19 protein-coding genes and 1 riboswitch are annotated in these 14,012 nt (G+C 38.7%); of the genes, 15 read left to right on the forward strand and 4 right to left on the reverse strand.

The annotated features are described in order from the left end of the window. Positions 1-40: 40 nt before the first annotated feature. The 7 genes from RCG24_RS02645 to RCG24_RS02675 all read left to right on the forward strand — a co-directional run bounded on the left by RCG24_RS02645 (position 41) and on the right by RCG24_RS02675 (position 6,378). Positions 41-757 (forward strand): response regulator transcription factor, encoded by a 717-nt coding sequence (locus RCG24_RS02645; protein ID WP_202655353.1) that lies wholly within the window; start codon positions 41-43, stop codon positions 755-757. Next, positions 754-2,541, forward strand: a complete 1,788-nt coding sequence (locus RCG24_RS02650) for an ATP-binding protein (protein WP_308078263.1) — start codon at positions 754-756, stop codon at positions 2,539-2,541. The genes RCG24_RS02645 and RCG24_RS02650 overlap by 4 nt, the downstream gene beginning before the upstream one ends. 213 nt (positions 2,542-2,754) lie before the next feature. Further along, positions 2,755-3,306: an RNA polymerase sigma factor SigX gene (gene sigX / locus RCG24_RS02655; RefSeq protein WP_308079095.1), complete on the forward strand. Its 552-nt coding sequence runs from the start codon at positions 2,755-2,757 to the stop codon at positions 3,304-3,306. After that, the gene (locus RCG24_RS02660) at positions 3,281-3,547 is read left to right on the forward strand and encodes a hypothetical protein (RefSeq protein ID WP_308078264.1); all 267 of its coding nucleotides are present in this window, start codon (positions 3,281-3,283) and stop codon (positions 3,545-3,547) included. Before sigX ends, RCG24_RS02660 begins: the two co-directional genes overlap by 26 nt. Beyond that, entirely contained in the window at positions 3,547-4,449 is a 903-nt protein-coding gene (locus RCG24_RS02665) for a hypothetical protein (RefSeq protein WP_308078265.1), read from the forward strand. Before RCG24_RS02660 ends, RCG24_RS02665 begins: the two co-directional genes overlap by 1 nt. A 181-nt stretch (positions 4,450-4,630) precedes the next feature. Continuing rightward, positions 4,631-5,377, forward strand: coding sequence for a peptidoglycan DD-metalloendopeptidase family protein (locus RCG24_RS02670; protein ID WP_308078266.1), 747 nt, complete (start codon positions 4,631-4,633; stop codon positions 5,375-5,377). A gap of 140 nt (positions 5,378-5,517) precedes the next feature. Further along, a riboswitch (FMN riboswitch) is annotated at positions 5,518-5,649 on the forward strand. A 156-nt stretch (positions 5,650-5,805) separates the two neighbouring features. Then, positions 5,806-6,378, forward strand: a complete 573-nt coding sequence (locus tag RCG24_RS02675; protein WP_308078267.1) for an ECF transporter S component — start codon at positions 5,806-5,808, stop codon at positions 6,376-6,378. 111 nt (positions 6,379-6,489) lie between these two features. On the opposite strand, the gene RCG24_RS02680 is transcribed toward RCG24_RS02675, so the two are convergent. Further along, the gene (locus RCG24_RS02680; protein ID WP_202655358.1) at positions 6,490-6,738 is read right to left on the reverse strand and encodes a 4Fe-4S domain-containing protein; all 249 of its coding nucleotides are present in this window, start codon (positions 6,736-6,738) and stop codon (positions 6,490-6,492) included. Positions 6,739-6,995: 257 nt separating this feature from the next. On the opposite strand from RCG24_RS02680, the gene RCG24_RS02685 reads away from it, so the two are divergent. From RCG24_RS02685 to RCG24_RS02710, 6 genes are all read left to right on the forward strand, one after another. Beyond that, positions 6,996-7,853, forward strand: a complete 858-nt coding sequence (locus RCG24_RS02685) for a YpbB family protein (RefSeq protein ID WP_308078268.1) — start codon at positions 6,996-6,998, stop codon at positions 7,851-7,853. Position 7,854: 1 nt separating this feature from the next. Beyond that, entirely contained in the window at positions 7,855-8,034 is a 180-nt protein-coding gene (locus tag RCG24_RS02690) for a helix-turn-helix domain-containing protein (protein WP_374049144.1), read from the forward strand. Then, positions 8,034-9,542: a RecQ family ATP-dependent DNA helicase gene (locus RCG24_RS02695; RefSeq protein WP_308078269.1), complete on the forward strand. Its 1,509-nt coding sequence runs from the start codon at positions 8,034-8,036 to the stop codon at positions 9,540-9,542. Before RCG24_RS02690 ends, RCG24_RS02695 begins: the two co-directional genes overlap by 1 nt. After that, the gene (locus tag RCG24_RS02700) at positions 9,539-10,123 is read left to right on the forward strand and encodes a CPBP family intramembrane glutamic endopeptidase (protein WP_202655361.1); all 585 of its coding nucleotides are present in this window, start codon (positions 9,539-9,541) and stop codon (positions 10,121-10,123) included. Before RCG24_RS02695 ends, RCG24_RS02700 begins: the two co-directional genes overlap by 4 nt. Before the next feature lie 28 nt (positions 10,124-10,151). Beyond that, on the forward strand, positions 10,152-10,532 hold the full coding sequence (locus tag RCG24_RS02705; protein WP_308078270.1) for a hypothetical protein: 381 nt from the start codon (positions 10,152-10,154) through the stop codon (positions 10,530-10,532). 92 nt (positions 10,533-10,624) lie between these two features. After that, on the forward strand, positions 10,625-11,080 hold the full coding sequence (locus tag RCG24_RS02710; RefSeq protein ID WP_202655363.1) for a DUF2663 family protein: 456 nt from the start codon (positions 10,625-10,627) through the stop codon (positions 11,078-11,080). Positions 11,081-11,099: 19 nt separating this feature from the next. On the opposite strand, the gene RCG24_RS02715 is transcribed toward RCG24_RS02710, so the two are convergent. The 3 genes from RCG24_RS02715 to RCG24_RS02725 form a co-directional block, all read right to left on the reverse strand. Further along, on the reverse strand, positions 11,100-11,669 hold the full coding sequence (locus tag RCG24_RS02715; RefSeq protein WP_202655364.1) for a manganese catalase family protein: 570 nt from the start codon (positions 11,667-11,669) through the stop codon (positions 11,100-11,102). Between the two features lie 96 nt (positions 11,670-11,765). Next, entirely contained in the window at positions 11,766-12,026 is a 261-nt protein-coding gene (locus RCG24_RS02720; RefSeq protein ID WP_202655365.1) for a spore coat protein CotJB, read from the reverse strand. Continuing rightward, on the reverse strand, positions 12,023-12,253 hold the full coding sequence (locus tag RCG24_RS02725; RefSeq protein WP_202655443.1) for a spore coat associated protein CotJA: 231 nt from the start codon (positions 12,251-12,253) through the stop codon (positions 12,023-12,025). The genes RCG24_RS02720 and RCG24_RS02725 overlap by 4 nt, the downstream gene beginning before the upstream one ends. A 149-nt stretch (positions 12,254-12,402) precedes the next feature. Between RCG24_RS02725 and RCG24_RS02730 the strand changes: the two genes are divergently transcribed. Both RCG24_RS02730 and RCG24_RS02735 read left to right on the forward strand, forming a co-directional pair. Next, positions 12,403-13,035 (forward strand): CBS domain-containing protein, encoded by a 633-nt coding sequence (locus tag RCG24_RS02730; RefSeq protein WP_202655366.1) that lies wholly within the window; start codon positions 12,403-12,405, stop codon positions 13,033-13,035. A 137-nt stretch (positions 13,036-13,172) separates the two neighbouring features. Next, positions 13,173-13,940 (forward strand): metallophosphoesterase, encoded by a 768-nt coding sequence (locus RCG24_RS02735; protein WP_202655367.1) that lies wholly within the window; start codon positions 13,173-13,175, stop codon positions 13,938-13,940. Positions 13,941-14,012: the final 72 nt, after the last annotated feature.

Raw genomic sequence — 14,012 nt, forward strand, 5'->3', positions numbered from 1 at the left:
GTAAACCATTTTGTAAAATAATCATCATGGGGGGATTACAATGGAAAAAGAAGTGAAAATTTTAGTTGTTGATGATGAAGAACGGATTCGCCGTTTATTAAGAATGTATTTGGAACGAGAAGATTTTATTATAGATGAAGCTGAAGATGGGAATGAAGCACTATCAAAAGCAATTTCCAACGACTATGATGTTATTCTCCTCGACCTGATGATGCCGGGCAAGGATGGCATTGAAGTTTGCCGTGAACTTAGAGAAAAAAAGGCAACACCGGTTATTATGCTAACGGCAAAAGGTGAAGAAGTGAATCGCGTTCAAGGCTTTGAAGTTGGAACCGATGACTATATTGTAAAACCTTTTAGCCCGCGCGAAGTTGTCTTACGGGTAAAGGCAATCTTGCGAAGAGCGTCGCGGACCACTTACCTGCAAACAGAAACAACAACAAAGGATGTTATTGTATTCCCACATCTCACAATTGATAATGATGCCCATCGAGTAATGGCTGATGGGAAAGAAGTAAGCTTAACGCCCAAGGAATATGAACTGCTCTATTTCCTTGCCAAAGCACCGGATAAAGTGTTTGATCGTGAACAATTATTAAAAGAAGTTTGGCATTATGAATTTTTTGGCGATTTACGTACAGTTGATACCCATGTGAAACGTCTTCGTGAAAAATTAAACAAAGTTTCCGAACAGGCTGCCAGGATGATTGTAACAGTTTGGGGTGTAGGCTACAAGTTTGAGGTAACAAATGAATGACCTTTTTACGAAGTGTTGTAGGTAAACTTTGGTTTACCATTCTTTTATTAGTTTCATTTGTTCTGTTTATTTTAACGGTAATGCTTCTCGAATTTTTTCAAAACTATGCGATTGAGAAAACCCAGGATGATTTAACCAATACAGCCGAAAAAATCGCTCGGATATTAGAAGAACACCCCAATGAGGAATTGCCAATTGGTTTAGAAATATCATGGGAAGTGATCGACAAAGTAACGAAAGTGGTCATCATTAAAAATGACCATGAAGTCTATTACTCACCCAACACGGGGAACGATCAAAAATTAACACTTAATGATATTAAGAATGATCCGGAATTATCACAAGTACTCCATAAAAATAAAACAGTTGAAAAAGTGTCCAACTTATCCACCAAGAATAATGCCAATAATAAGGATGCTGATTATTCCATTATCGGCGTACCACTGCATCTTTCAGGAGAAAATGGTGGAGTTTTTATCTATCAATCTCTGGAAGTCATGAAGGATACTTCTCAGTCAACAACAAAATTTATCTTACTTGTTGCTGGTGTAGCGATTATTTTAACGACTATTTTCGCCTTCTTTTTGTCTACCAGAATTACGGCTCCGTTAAGAAAAATGCGGGAAGCTGCTTTTGAAGTGGCAAGAGGAAAATTTGATACAAAAGTGCCAATCCTCACCCATGATGAAATTGGAGAACTGGCAACAGCTTTTAATCAAATGGGGCGGCAGCTAAAATTCAATATGAATGCTCTTAATCAAGAAAAAGAGCAGCTGTCCAGTATTTTAAGCAGTATGGCAGATGGAGTGATCACCTTTAACCGTGATGGGGCCATCCTGATTTCAAATCCCCCGGGTGAACGCTTCCTTCAGTACTGGTATTATGAAAAAGGAGAAGGTGCAGAATCGGAGGCGATTCCCTCCCAAGTAATGGAACTGTTTCACAAGGCAGTTGAAACGGAAAAAGAACAAATGGGAGAAATATCGCTTCAGGGACGACATTGGGTCATTATTGTCACACCGCTTTACAGTAATCGATTTGTCCGCGGGGCAGTAGCCGTATTAAGAGATATGACCGAAGAAAGGCAATTGGATAAAATGAGGAAGGACTTTATTGCCAATGTGTCCCATGAGCTTAGAACGCCTATTTCCATGTTGCAGGGCTACAGTGAAGCGATTGTTGATGATATTGCGGAATCTCAAGAAGAGAAAAAGGAAATGGCTAAGGTAATTTATGATGAATCCCTTCGTATGGGCCGCCTTGTCAATGAACTGCTTGATCTTGCACGCATGGAAGCCGGACATCTTCAATTGACGAAGGAAAAAGTAAATGTTTCTACTTTTATCAATCGAATTATTCATAAATTTCAGGGGCTGGCAAAGGAAAATGAAATTTATTTGAATACAGAAATTGAAGCTGGAATCGATTTCTTCTACTTCGACCCTGATCGAATCGAACAGGTTCTGACGAATCTAATTGATAACGCCATCAGGCATACACCAAAGGGAGGCTCTGTTGTACTAACGGTTGCTCCCGATGACAAAGGAATGAGAATGGAAGTAAGAGATTCGGGATCAGGGATTCCAGAGGATGACCTGCCCTTCATTTTTGAACGTTTTTATAAGGCAGATAAAGCAAGAACACGTGGAAAGTCCGGTACAGGACTTGGACTCGCGATTGCCAAAAATATCATTGATGCCCATAAAGGAACGATTTCGGTTCACAGCAAGCTTGGTCAAGGAACGACATTTTCCTTTCTTTTGCCGCGAAATAAGGCAGATTAAACTACTTCTTGCCGATTGTTCTTGATTCACGGGAAACATTCATTCGTGGATCAACATTTTCTTAGGCTCTTCCAGATTATTTGGATGGGCCTTTTTTATTTTATTCTTTGCTAAAAATTCCCTTTCATTTTATTGGAAAACAGTCTATATTTATTAGGGTGAAACTTTTCCTACTGAAATAGCGACTAATTCAATGAACGGGGAGGGGAAATGATGGACTCCGTTTTCGATGAACTATATAAAAAATATCACCATGATGTCTTTCAATTTTTGTTTTATATGGTCAGAAACAGGGAACAAGCAGAAGATCTAGTTCAAGAGGTCTATATTAGGGTGTTCAAGTCCTATACTCGCTTTGAGGGCAAAAGCAGCGAGAAAACTTGGCTTTTTTCGATTGCCAGAAATGTAGCCATTGATTATTTTCGCAAGCAAAAGGGCTGGAAGGACAAACTGATGGAGAAGTTTGATTGGTCTACGAATCAAGTAAAAGATGACTATCCAATTCCCGAAGAAATTACCATTCAAAAAGAAGAAATTCAATGGATATATAAATGCTTGGAATATTGTACGGTGGATCAACGTGCAGTCGTCATTTTAAGGTTTATACATGATTTATCGATCGCGGAAACAGCAAAGGCTTTGGGATGGACTGAAAGTAAGGTAAAAACAACGCAGCATCGTTCGTTAAAGATTATCAAAAAGCATATGGAAGCCTTTTATGAAAAGGAGGGAATGCATAGTGAAAAAGTCAGAGTGGAGCGATAGAGAGATTGAAGAATTATTGCGTAAAATGCCCAAAATACAAGATTATCGCGATCCTCGTGACATTTACCAAAATCTTTCCTTTAAAAGGCGAAAATCGCCTTCTTGGGTGTTGCCAAGCATTGCAGCAGCTGCGGCTCTTTTTCTAGTGCTTGTTCTTGGACCCAAACTTTTCGATGGAGGGGGGCGCAGTTCTCTCTTGATAAAGCTGGAGGAGAAAAAACAGTTGAAGACAAAAGTCTGATGAGAAAAAATGAGACTCGAGCCAATAAAATTACCATGTCAAGTATAGAGAAGCATTCTGAGAAACGGGCTCCTGAGCTGATGAAGTCTGCTGTTTATGAAGAGGAGGTTGGAAACGGGAAGGTAATTACCTATTGGATCCCGGATGATCAGATCCAAAACCTCATTCCAGTGTCCATGATTATTAAGGATCCGCAAAACAAGTCATGGCTGGATTTGTTTAACGAGCAGATGGAACGCTTAAATGAAGATGGCTGGGGATTAACTGATTATTACCCAATAAAAGCAAAATTTAGCCTGGATAAAAAGAATCAAACTCTTGACGTTAATGTTCCGAGTGACCATCCATACGGTCAGGGTGCTGCTAATGAGAAATTTATCGACATTCTTAAAAAAGATATAGCATCCAATAGTAATTTGAAAAAGGTTAGATTGTTTACGAACGGGAAGCCTGGGATTGAATTCGGAAATTACGGAAATATCCCAGAACTTACGATCGAACCTGAAAAAAATCACGCCTTTTTGTTTTATTATCCGAATAAAAACGAATCTCCTTTTCTCGTTCCAACTATTGAATCATTTAAAACGATTAAGGATGCGCTCATTGCCATGAAGAAAGATCTGCCAGATTATGGACTTAAAAAATCAATGATGTTTGAACTGCAGGAAAAGGATTTGGCGGTTCGAAATAAAACATTACATGTATCAGTGAAGAAAGATTCGAAAATAAAGGATGATCAGCAAACCTTGTTTTCGTATGAGGCCCTATTATTAACCGCTAAAGAATTTGGTTTGGAAAAAGTGGTAATAAATGATGCACCTTTGAAACAAATTGGCCCATTTCATTTTTCTGAAGAAAACAAGGTACCAATTGCTCCTAATCTGCGTAATATAGATTATTAATCGTAATCAACCTTTTTGGTTGATTTCTTTTTTTGCTCTAAAACCTATTTTTTGGTATAAAATGACCGCCGTCTCCAAAATATAACAAATATGTTTGTTCCACCTCCACAATATGTTCTAAAAATGAAGGGGATTACATATCGTGAGGAGGAGAGTTTCGATAAGGAGGAAAAGGGAAAAAATGCGTGACTACATAAAGAGGTTTTTAATTGCCATTATTATGGCACTTTGTGTAAGTTTATTGTTTTTAGGAGGGAAACATTCGGAAGCTGCAGGTGTCACAAATAAAGGGGAGAATGGGCATTGGCTTTGGCCTACGGACGGTATCATTACTGATACCTATGGAACAAGGCTGGGAAAACATAAAGGAATTGACATTGCCGGGGGAATGGAAACTCCAATTATTGCTGTTCAAGATGGTATAGTGGAGAAGTCCTATTTCTCCGATACATATGGAAATGTGGTTTTTATCAAGCATGTAAATAATATCGTTGCCGTCTATGCTCATTTAAACAAACGCATGGTTCATAGGGGCCAGCATATCAAACGAGGACAACTCATCGGAAAAATGGGTAAGACTGGACAAGCTACCGGTACACATCTTCATTTTGAAGTACATAATCGGGAATGGCGTTACGATAAGAAATTTGCCTTTAATCCGGAAAAATTATTAGGCAGTACTGAAGTAGGTGAAGTTGTTCCGGTCGGAGTTGCCCGAAATCGAGCATTGACCGCCAGTTCCTATGTGCGATCACCCAAGAGAGGGAATGTACGGAATACTGGGCCGGCCAATCAATACGTGGTCCGTCGTGGTGACACATTATCTTCCATTGCCTTAAAGAAAAAGGTACCTGTCGCCAAAATCAAGAAAATGAACGGTCTGAATTCAGACTTCATAGTTCCTAATCAAGTTTTAATCCTAAAGTAAAAAAATCGACCCACTGTCATATCAAAGACGGTGGTTTTTTTGCATTTATTTACTATATTATGAACAAAAAGTTAATCTTTTTTTCTTTCACTTAACAAAGTGAATTTTTTTCAGTATAATGTAGTCATAAAAAAATATCGATCTATCTTCGGGGCTGGGTGAGATTCCCGACCGGCGGTAATGGAGCAATGCTCTTAAGCCCGCGAGCCGTTTTGGCAGGATTTGGTGCGATTCCAAAGCCGACAGTAAAGTCTGGATGGGAGAAGATGGAGGTTCTGCAGACGTTTGCAAAAAATTTACATAGCAAACGTTTATTGAACATGCCTAAAAACTCCCTCAAATCAATTTATTGAGGGAGTTTTTTAGTGGGATGTCCGAATGCTGAACCTCTCTTCCTAAATGATGGATCAAAAGGAGAGAGGAAGAAGATGAGAAAGAAACACTCAAAGGTGAAAGTAATGGTATCCATTGGGATGCTGAGCAGTATTGCGTATCTATTAATGGTACTGCAGTTCCCATTACCGTATTTTCCAAATTTCTTATTTGTCGATTTCAGCGACATACCTGCCATGCTTGCCACTTTAATTTTCGGTCCAGTTGCTGGAATACTGGTCGAGCTGTTAAAAAATGTATTAGACTATGTTGCAACCGGAAGTCAAACCGGAATTCCGGTTGGCCATATTGCCAATTTCTTTGCCGGTATTATATTTATCCTGCCAACCTACCTTGTTTATACCAGAATCAAATCAAGGAAGGGAATGACGTTGGGATTGATTGTCGGAACGGTGATTATGGCTGTGGTCATGAGCATATTAAATTATTTCATCATTTTGCCGGCTTACACGGCGTTATTAAATATGCCTGATATGCGAAGCTATGTCATTCCCTTTATTTTACCATTCAATATCATTAAGGGGATCATGATGTCGATTATTTTCATGCTGCTATTTATTCGCATGCAGGCATGGATCAATAAATTTTCTGTTGTGAATAATGCTTAATCAAATGAAAAGCAGCCTGATAATAATGGCTGCTTTTTTCATTTATCATATAAAAAATAACCCCCGCTTTGAAAGAAGCGGGGGTAGTAGCTTAATCTTTAAATTGAAAAATTACTCAAATTTGTTTGGATCTCCATCAAAAGGCTCATCTGCAACTTTAATAGAATCAGTTGGGCAGCCTTCGAAGGCATCCATCATATCATCGATTAATACATCAGGAATTTCAACGATTCCTTCATTATCGTCAAGGGTTACAAATGCAATCCCGTCATCATCATAATCATAAATGTCTGGAGCAGCTGCACCGCATGCACCGCATGCAATACAAGTTTCCTTATCTACAATAGTATACTTAGCCATGAAAAAACCTCCCAGTATTATTCAAAAAAAATTCTTAATTGTTTACCGGTTTTAAAATATTTGGTAAACGTGTTTTCCACCTCTATTTTAAAACTGTATCGGTAACTTTTCAATAGGAAAATAATTATTATCATTAAGGTTTGTTTATTTTCAAAACTTGTTGCTTTTTAGGACAACATGATCCTGATTTTCATGTTAAAATATATAGAGTTTAAGACGAAAAATGTAGAATGAACTCAAAATGTGGTGGTTAAAAAATGGTTCAGCTGACATCCATCATTCTTTATTGTTTAAAGCAGTTAAGCAAGGAAAGAACGGTGTATTCCATTTATCACCTCCTAAATGGAAAAAAATCTTCACAAACCATTCAGGATGCTCATTTATTTTCCCTAAAGAAATTCTTTGGTGTGCTTTCACCTTTATCAAGAGATTCGTATGATAGCATGATTCGAACCCTGCAGGAACAAGGGTACATAATTAATCATGGGGAACAACGTTTTCTGCTCACCTCTTCGGGTGAAAGTTTTTTAAACAAGCATCCGATTTTAAATGAGCTGAACGGCTGGGAGTATCACCAAATTACCTGGTCGTTTTGGGAACGACTTTCATTACTTATTCAGGTGGCCTCCAATATTGTACACCAAGAAAAATGTTATATTCCGATTCAAAAAAACAAAGATGTTCATCAATGGGTTAAAACCGTTCTGAAGGAAATGAAGGTTCCAAAATATGATCTTGGCAGGATGATCTACCAAGAGCTCATCGCTTGTTTTGAACATAATAAGACATTGGACCCTTCCGTATTAGTTTTTCGTTTAACTGGTTTTCAGCAAATTGGTTTAACGCCGATGCAAACAGCCCAAAAATTATCAATGAATCATTTTGATTATCAGCTTCAGTTTATCAATATTATTCATTATATGATCCGAAAGATAGCTGAAAAACCTGAGCAATTTCCGATACTGTCCTTGCTTCAGCAGGAACTGAGACAACAGCATGAACTGACCCAGTCTTCAAGAAAAACGTGGCAATTACTCATTCAAGGCTATTCTCTTGAAGCAATTGCCCGTTTGCGTAAATTAAGGGAAAGTACAATCGAGGATCATCTCTGTTGAAATTGCTTTATATGTAAATCATTTTTCAATTGATCCATATGTGGAGCAAAAGTTACAGGAAGAAATTTTAGCGGTTTCAAGACGGATTGCCTCGAGACAATTAAAGCTAATAAAAGACCAGGTAAATAAGGCAAGTTACTTTCAGATAAGGTTAGTGTTGGCAAAGTATGGTGGTTCATAATGGAATTAGAAGATTTACTAAAAAAACAGTTTGGCTTTACGTCGTTTAAAACGGGACAAAAGGAAGTAATTTCTGCACTTTTAAACAAACAGCATACGTTAGCCATGCTTCCCACCGGAACGGGAAAATCATTATGTTATCAACTGCCTGGCTATATATTTGAAGGGCAAATTGTCATCGTCTCCCCACTGCTTTCTCTCATGCAGGATCAAGTGGAGCAAATGAAACAGTACGGTGAAAAGCGGGTCGTGGCGCTTAATTCATTTCTAAGCCAGGAAGAACGAGGGAATGTCCTGGCATTCTTGGATCGCTACAAATTCATTTTTATCTCACCGGAAATGCTAATGTCTCCATATATTATTCAAAAGCTTAAGAACATATCCATTTCGTTATTTGTGGTTGATGAGGCCCACTGTATTTCCCAGTGGGGTTATGACTTTCGTCCGGATTACTCGAAGCTTGGAGAGGTTCGAAAAACCCTTGGTAACCCTCTTACACTTGCACTCACAGCAACCGCAACAAGTAAGGTTCGTGAGGATATCATTCGCTCGCTGGGGCTTAACGGGGTAAAGAAGATTGAGTCGACCATTGATCGCCCCAATATCGGTTTTTTTGTGGAACAAATAGCGGATTATCGCCAGAAGGAAGATCGTGTCTTGGAGCTTGTAGCTCAGCTGCAAAAACCGGGGATTATCTATTTTTCCAGTAAAAAGGCTGCTGAACAGATGGCTGACCTTCTATCCGAACAACAAATTTGCCGCGCAAGTGTTTATCACGGGGGATTGGATCAAGATACAAGAATATTAATTCAGCAGCAATTTATTTATGGTCAGCTCGATGTGATTTGTGCCACAAGCGCTTTTGGGATGGGGGTAAATAAAGAAAATATTCGTTTTGTCATCCATTTTCATATGCCGATGCAGTTGGAATCCTATTTGCAGGAAATTGGCAGGGCCGGTCGTGACGGAGAGCCCAGCATTGCCATTTTGCTTTATTCCCCTGGCGACGAGTTGCTTCCCCTGCAACTTGCTGAAGGAGAGTTGCCCTCTGAGTCCCAAATTGATTGGTTATTTAACATCCTGGAGAATGAGGGAGAGTCAGTAAACGGGGGAAGGAAATTATCAGAAACATGGAGGGAACTTGGCGGTTTTTCAGAGGTGCAATGGCGAATCGTGGAGGAATTCGTAACTCGTCTTGGTCAGCAAAATAAAAACTTATGCAGCATCAGAAATGAAATAAAGGAATTTGCCAAAAGGAGAGGGCAGGCTAAAAAAGAAAGTATTTTTAAAATGAAGAGTTGGATTGACATCAATACATGCCGGCGTAAATTTATTTTACATTATTTTGATGATCCTTTCACTTCGGAGATAAACCAGTGTTGTGATCGATGCGGGCTCCAATTAGAACCATATCATTCATTTAAGAAGAGTCCACAAAAAGAAACAATCGATATTTCATGGAAAGAATATTTGCAAAAATTATTAATAAATGGCGTGTTGAATAAATGAAAAATAAATATAATGAGATTATTTCCAGTTTAACGGATAAGGAATTGCTTTTTCACCTATATTTAACGCAAATCATCATTCTGTTCATTTCAGCTATTTTAGGATGGATCTTATTTGGGGATCTTTCTTATTGGGATCATTTTCAACTAAGCGATCCCAATCTTTATAAAGTAGGGTTAAGCGCAGGAATAGTAGTGGTCATCACCGATATTGTCCTTATGAAAGTATTGCCGTCCTCGTTTTATGATGATGGCGGTTTAAATGAACGGATATTTAAGGGGCGTCATCCGTTTCACATTATAGTAATAGCTGCCTTTGTTGCTTTTAGTGAGGAGCTATTATTTCGCGGTATTATTCAAACAAAGCTCGGGCTTATCTTGGCAAGTATCATTTTTGCGATCATTCATTATCGTTATTTATTTAATTGGTATCTGTTTTTGAATATTGTCTTACTTAGTTTTGTCATCGGGGTCATTTATCAGTGGACAGGAAACTTTGCGGTTACATTTATTATGCATTTTGTCATAGACTTTTTATTGGGGATCTACATTAGGTTTAGACATTCTCTAAAACGTTGCTAACTAACAGTAAGGAGTGAAGGGCCCTGTTATGAATAGTGAAGAACCATATAGAGAACAGGCAGAACGAACAAAACGGTCGATTCAGAAATTAACTGATACCGGAGAATATGACCAATTGCCGCCGCGAGCGAGGCTTCACCGCCGAAAAAAAAACAAAAGAAAAAGGAAGCTCAAATATCCACTGATCCGATTTTTGGTTCTGGTCTTCATATTGCTGCCTGTTATCATTTTTACACTTATTTCTCATTACAATGGAAAAAAGGTTCAGCCGACAGACAAAACAAACCCCAGTAATGTTGGTTATGAAACGATCCATCTTGAACAATCAAATGATGAGGGCGGAATAAGAGTCGATAAACAGAAACAGAAAGTAAAAAATCAGGAAAAAAGCAATTCGCAGGTGCCCTGATACTAGATCATCACTAGCCAATCTTCATGATTGGTTTTTTGGCATATTGGGGCGGACAAGTTCATAAGATGGTATGGAATGGAGGGGATAAGATGGATACTCCAATCCAATTGCTAGAAAACACGGATCTGGCAACAAAACAAATGTTAGAAAACCTTAGAAAAAGAAAGGAAAAGTTTGATCTTGCCGAAAAACGGCATTATCTATCCATTTATGCTACCATTCTAATCGCTTTACTGTTTTTTTGTTATTTTTATTTTACCATCGCTCAACATTATTCCTATTCTTTTTTTGCGATGTTTACTGCCGCCTTGAATGATGAAGTGAATGTTTATTTGCTCTCAGCATCGCTGATTAGCTATGGGGCAATGAATGTATTACGACAGCAAAAGGAGAAGAAGGAAAAGGAATATCAAGAATTACGGTGTGAAATTGTCGATCGAAGTAAGGATCTATGGAAAAAAGAAGAAGAATGGAAAAATCGCCACCTCGTTTTTGAAGTAATGAAAAAACATTACGATATTAATCTGTACCATGAAAAAAAATAGAAGCAGCCGCTACTGCTTCTTAGAATATTGTCTTTTTTCCTTGCTCTTCTTTCAAAATTTCTACTGCTTCACGGAATCGCTGTGAATGAATGATTTCCCGCTCGCGTAAAAAGCGCAATCCATCATTTAAGTCCGGATCATCACTCAAATTGATAATCCATTGATAGGTCGCTCTAGCTTTTTCTTCAGCAGCGATATCTTCATAAAGATCTGTAATCGGATCACCCTTTGCCTGTATATAAGTAGCGGTAAAGGGAACACCTGCTGCATTATGGTAAAACAGTGCTTTATCATGATCAGCATAATGCCCATCCAAGCCGGCCGCCTTCATCTGTTCCGGAGTGGCATCCTTTGTTAATTTATAGACCATTGTGGCGATCATTTCCAAATGAGCAAACTCTTCGGTACCGATATCAGTTAAAAGTCCAATTACTTTATCAGGGATCGTATAACGCTGATTTAAATATCTTAAGGCTGCAGCCAACTCACCGTCAGCACCGCCATATTGCTCAATTAAAAATTTGGCCAGCATCGGATTGCAGCTACTGACGCGAACAGGATATTGCAGTTTTTTTTCATATATCCACATTGCTTTCCTATCCCTCCCATAACGAGCTTAGATAACGGGCTCATCCACTTTTATACTTATCTGGCCGCATCCGTTTGCGAACGTATGCTCCGTACTTTAAACCTGCCATGGCCAGGGCGTATCGTCCCAATTCCAAGGATGTCCGGAGTAACTATTGCCAAACTGTTGCAGGGGCCCAAATTGGCTTTCGAATTGCTTCTTAATTCGTTTTCTTTCTTGTACATAGTGATTAAATTGGTGAATGGCCTCAAGGTCATCGTTATGTGTATCCAAGTACAGCGTAAGTTCGACTAAAACAAAATCAACAGCCTGCAGCTGCTCCATTAAATGATAATATTCAGCAGGCACCTGCTTCATGAGGGCACCCCCTTATTCCCTTTTTCATATGGACTATACCAAGGATCATAAAATGCTTTCCAGAGTGTACCGGTTCTTAATGCCTCCATAGGTGAAAATTGCGGTAAATTTGGCGGTTGGAAACCGATATATAAATGCGGTGGAGTTGAATACGTTTTTTCAACCATTGGTTTACATGGATCAAATGGGCTTACATACGGATGATATGTTTTGAGATGAGTATGCATCATTACCCTCCCTTTGCTAATCAACATCATTCAATCATATGACCGGTAATTGAATAACATGACATAAATCTTTACCATATGCAAGGATTTTTTAGGAGAAAGTCGAAGTATAATAAGGTGAAAGTACTTAATTTTTGAGGTGATGGGACATGTTTGTAAAACATATGATGATTCCACGGCATGAATGTGTGATTGCTCAAGAAAATGAAACCTTGAAGGAAGTTTTACAAAAATTGGAGGAACATCATATTGATGGGCTGCCAGTTTTACAAGGAGATCGTTACCTTGGGGTTGTGACCAGATATCGGATTTATGAAAACTTCTTCCGTTCGGAAAAACTAAAGGAGGATTATCTCACCTCTACTCTGGCAAAGGATATCGCTTCTCATCAAGAAAAGTTTCTGGTCGGTGGCGAATTATTTGAAAGGACGATGCTAGATTTAAAGGATTTTCCATTACTTGCTGTTGTGGATGAGAATCATACCTTTCTGGGGATCGTCACGCGTGCAGATGTATTAAGTTTCTTTGAGAGTGCCTTTGGCGTGAATCGCCCGGGAATAAGGATTGCGTTTACATCGGTGGAAACGGAAGGAAGAATCGCCCGGCTATCTGAAATAGCCCATCACTTTCACGAACACATCATTTCACTTGTCACCTTTGATGAAACGGATAAACTTGTTCGAAGAATTGTTATGAAAATCGAAAAGAATGATAATATTGATAAGTTTGTCAAAAAGCTAGAAGAACATGGCTTTAGAATATTAAGTATTCAAGAAGTTTAAGGTATTTAAATAAAGCTCCCTCTCATACGTTTTTGTGAGAGGGATTTTTTACATATTGCTAATAGTTCCCGTAAGTGTTTTTTAGTCAATGCTTTATTATGGTATGATTTCTTAAAAAAGAAATGGGGCATAACACAATGCAAATATTATTGTTGCTGCTGATTATTTTTGCCGCCTGCCTGTTCCTATATATGCTGCGACAAGCGTTTCTTAATCATGTTGTCCGCCATGAATTTAATTTTTCAGATTTTCCTCAGTCTTTTGGTCAAGTTGTTATTTTTTTTATTTCGGACATTCATAGAAGGACGATTTCTGATGCAATTATTAATGAAGTAAAGGGAAAATCCAATCTGGTTATTATCGGCGGCGATTTAACAGAAAAGGGCGTTTCTTATAAAAAGATAAAAACAAACCTCGTTAAATTGAAGCAGCTTGGTCCGATTTATTTTGTTTGGGGAAATAATGATTATGAAAAGGATGTTCAAAAGTTAGAAGCTATCATGAGCGAGACAGGTGTTACGATATTAGCCAATACAGCCGTTCATTTCACTTCAGAAAAGGGAGAAAAATGGAGCTTGCTTGGGGTCGATGAAATGGGACAGGAACGGGACCGTCTTGACTTAGCCCTTTTAGCTTCCGATAAAAAAAGCTTCAAAATTCTTGTAAGTCATTACCCTGCGATTACGGAAAAGATTCTTCCAGAACATGAAATTCGTTTAGTATTAAGCGGGCATACACATGGAGGACAAATTCATATACTGGGGTTTAGTCCACAAAAAAGAGGGGGGGTAACCAAGTTAGAGAATACCACTCTGCTTATAAGTAATGGATATGGGACGACTGCGCTGCCATTAAGACTTGGAGCACCGGCTGAGTGCCACCTGATAACCGTTTCCAACCGTTAATTCCCTTTGAGACAATTCACCAACCTTCCTCTCAGGCATAGACTAAAACAAGAGTAGTCATATGCAGGGGGC

This window comes from Neobacillus sp. OS1-32 (assembly GCF_030915425.1).
GTDB classification, from domain to species: Bacteria; Bacillota; Bacilli; order Bacillales; family Cytobacillaceae; genus Neobacillus; species Neobacillus paridis.

Excerpts from the sequence above, each read along its gene's own strand:
- RCG24_RS02730 (WP_202655366.1), top strand. The coding sequence starts at position 12,403 with ATGTTTGTAAAACATATGATGATTCCACGGCATGAATGTGTGATTGCT.
- RCG24_RS02725 (WP_202655443.1), bottom strand. The coding sequence starts at position 12,253 with ATGCATACTCATCTCAAAACATATCATCCGTATGTAAGCCCATTTGAT.
- sigX (WP_308079095.1), top strand. The coding sequence starts at position 2,755 with ATGGACTCCGTTTTCGATGAACTATATAAAAAATATCACCATGATGTC.
- RCG24_RS02665 (WP_308078265.1), top strand. The coding sequence starts at position 3,547 with ATGAGAAAAAATGAGACTCGAGCCAATAAAATTACCATGTCAAGTATA.
- RCG24_RS02720 (WP_202655365.1), bottom strand. The coding sequence starts at position 12,026 with ATGAAGCAGGTGCCTGCTGAATATTATCATTTAATGGAGCAGCTGCAG.
- RCG24_RS02710 (WP_202655363.1), top strand. The coding sequence starts at position 10,625 with ATGGATACTCCAATCCAATTGCTAGAAAACACGGATCTGGCAACAAAA.
- RCG24_RS02680 (WP_202655358.1), bottom strand. The coding sequence starts at position 6,738 with ATGGCTAAGTATACTATTGTAGATAAGGAAACTTGTATTGCATGCGGT.
- RCG24_RS02735 (WP_202655367.1), top strand. The coding sequence starts at position 13,173 with ATGCAAATATTATTGTTGCTGCTGATTATTTTTGCCGCCTGCCTGTTC.
- RCG24_RS02715 (WP_202655364.1), bottom strand. The coding sequence starts at position 11,669 with ATGTGGATATATGAAAAAAAACTGCAATATCCTGTTCGCGTCAGTAGC.
- RCG24_RS02650 (WP_308078263.1), top strand. The coding sequence starts at position 754 with ATGACCTTTTTACGAAGTGTTGTAGGTAAACTTTGGTTTACCATTCTT.
- RCG24_RS02645 (WP_202655353.1), top strand. The coding sequence starts at position 41 with ATGGAAAAAGAAGTGAAAATTTTAGTTGTTGATGATGAAGAACGGATT.
- RCG24_RS02670 (WP_308078266.1), top strand. The coding sequence starts at position 4,631 with ATGCGTGACTACATAAAGAGGTTTTTAATTGCCATTATTATGGCACTT.
- RCG24_RS02685 (WP_308078268.1), top strand. The coding sequence starts at position 6,996 with ATGGTTCAGCTGACATCCATCATTCTTTATTGTTTAAAGCAGTTAAGC.
- RCG24_RS02675 (WP_308078267.1), top strand. The coding sequence starts at position 5,806 with ATGAGAAAGAAACACTCAAAGGTGAAAGTAATGGTATCCATTGGGATG.
- RCG24_RS02705 (WP_308078270.1), top strand. The coding sequence starts at position 10,152 with ATGAATAGTGAAGAACCATATAGAGAACAGGCAGAACGAACAAAACGG.
- RCG24_RS02695 (WP_308078269.1), top strand. The coding sequence starts at position 8,034 with ATGGAATTAGAAGATTTACTAAAAAAACAGTTTGGCTTTACGTCGTTT.
- RCG24_RS02700 (WP_202655361.1), top strand. The coding sequence starts at position 9,539 with ATGAAAAATAAATATAATGAGATTATTTCCAGTTTAACGGATAAGGAA.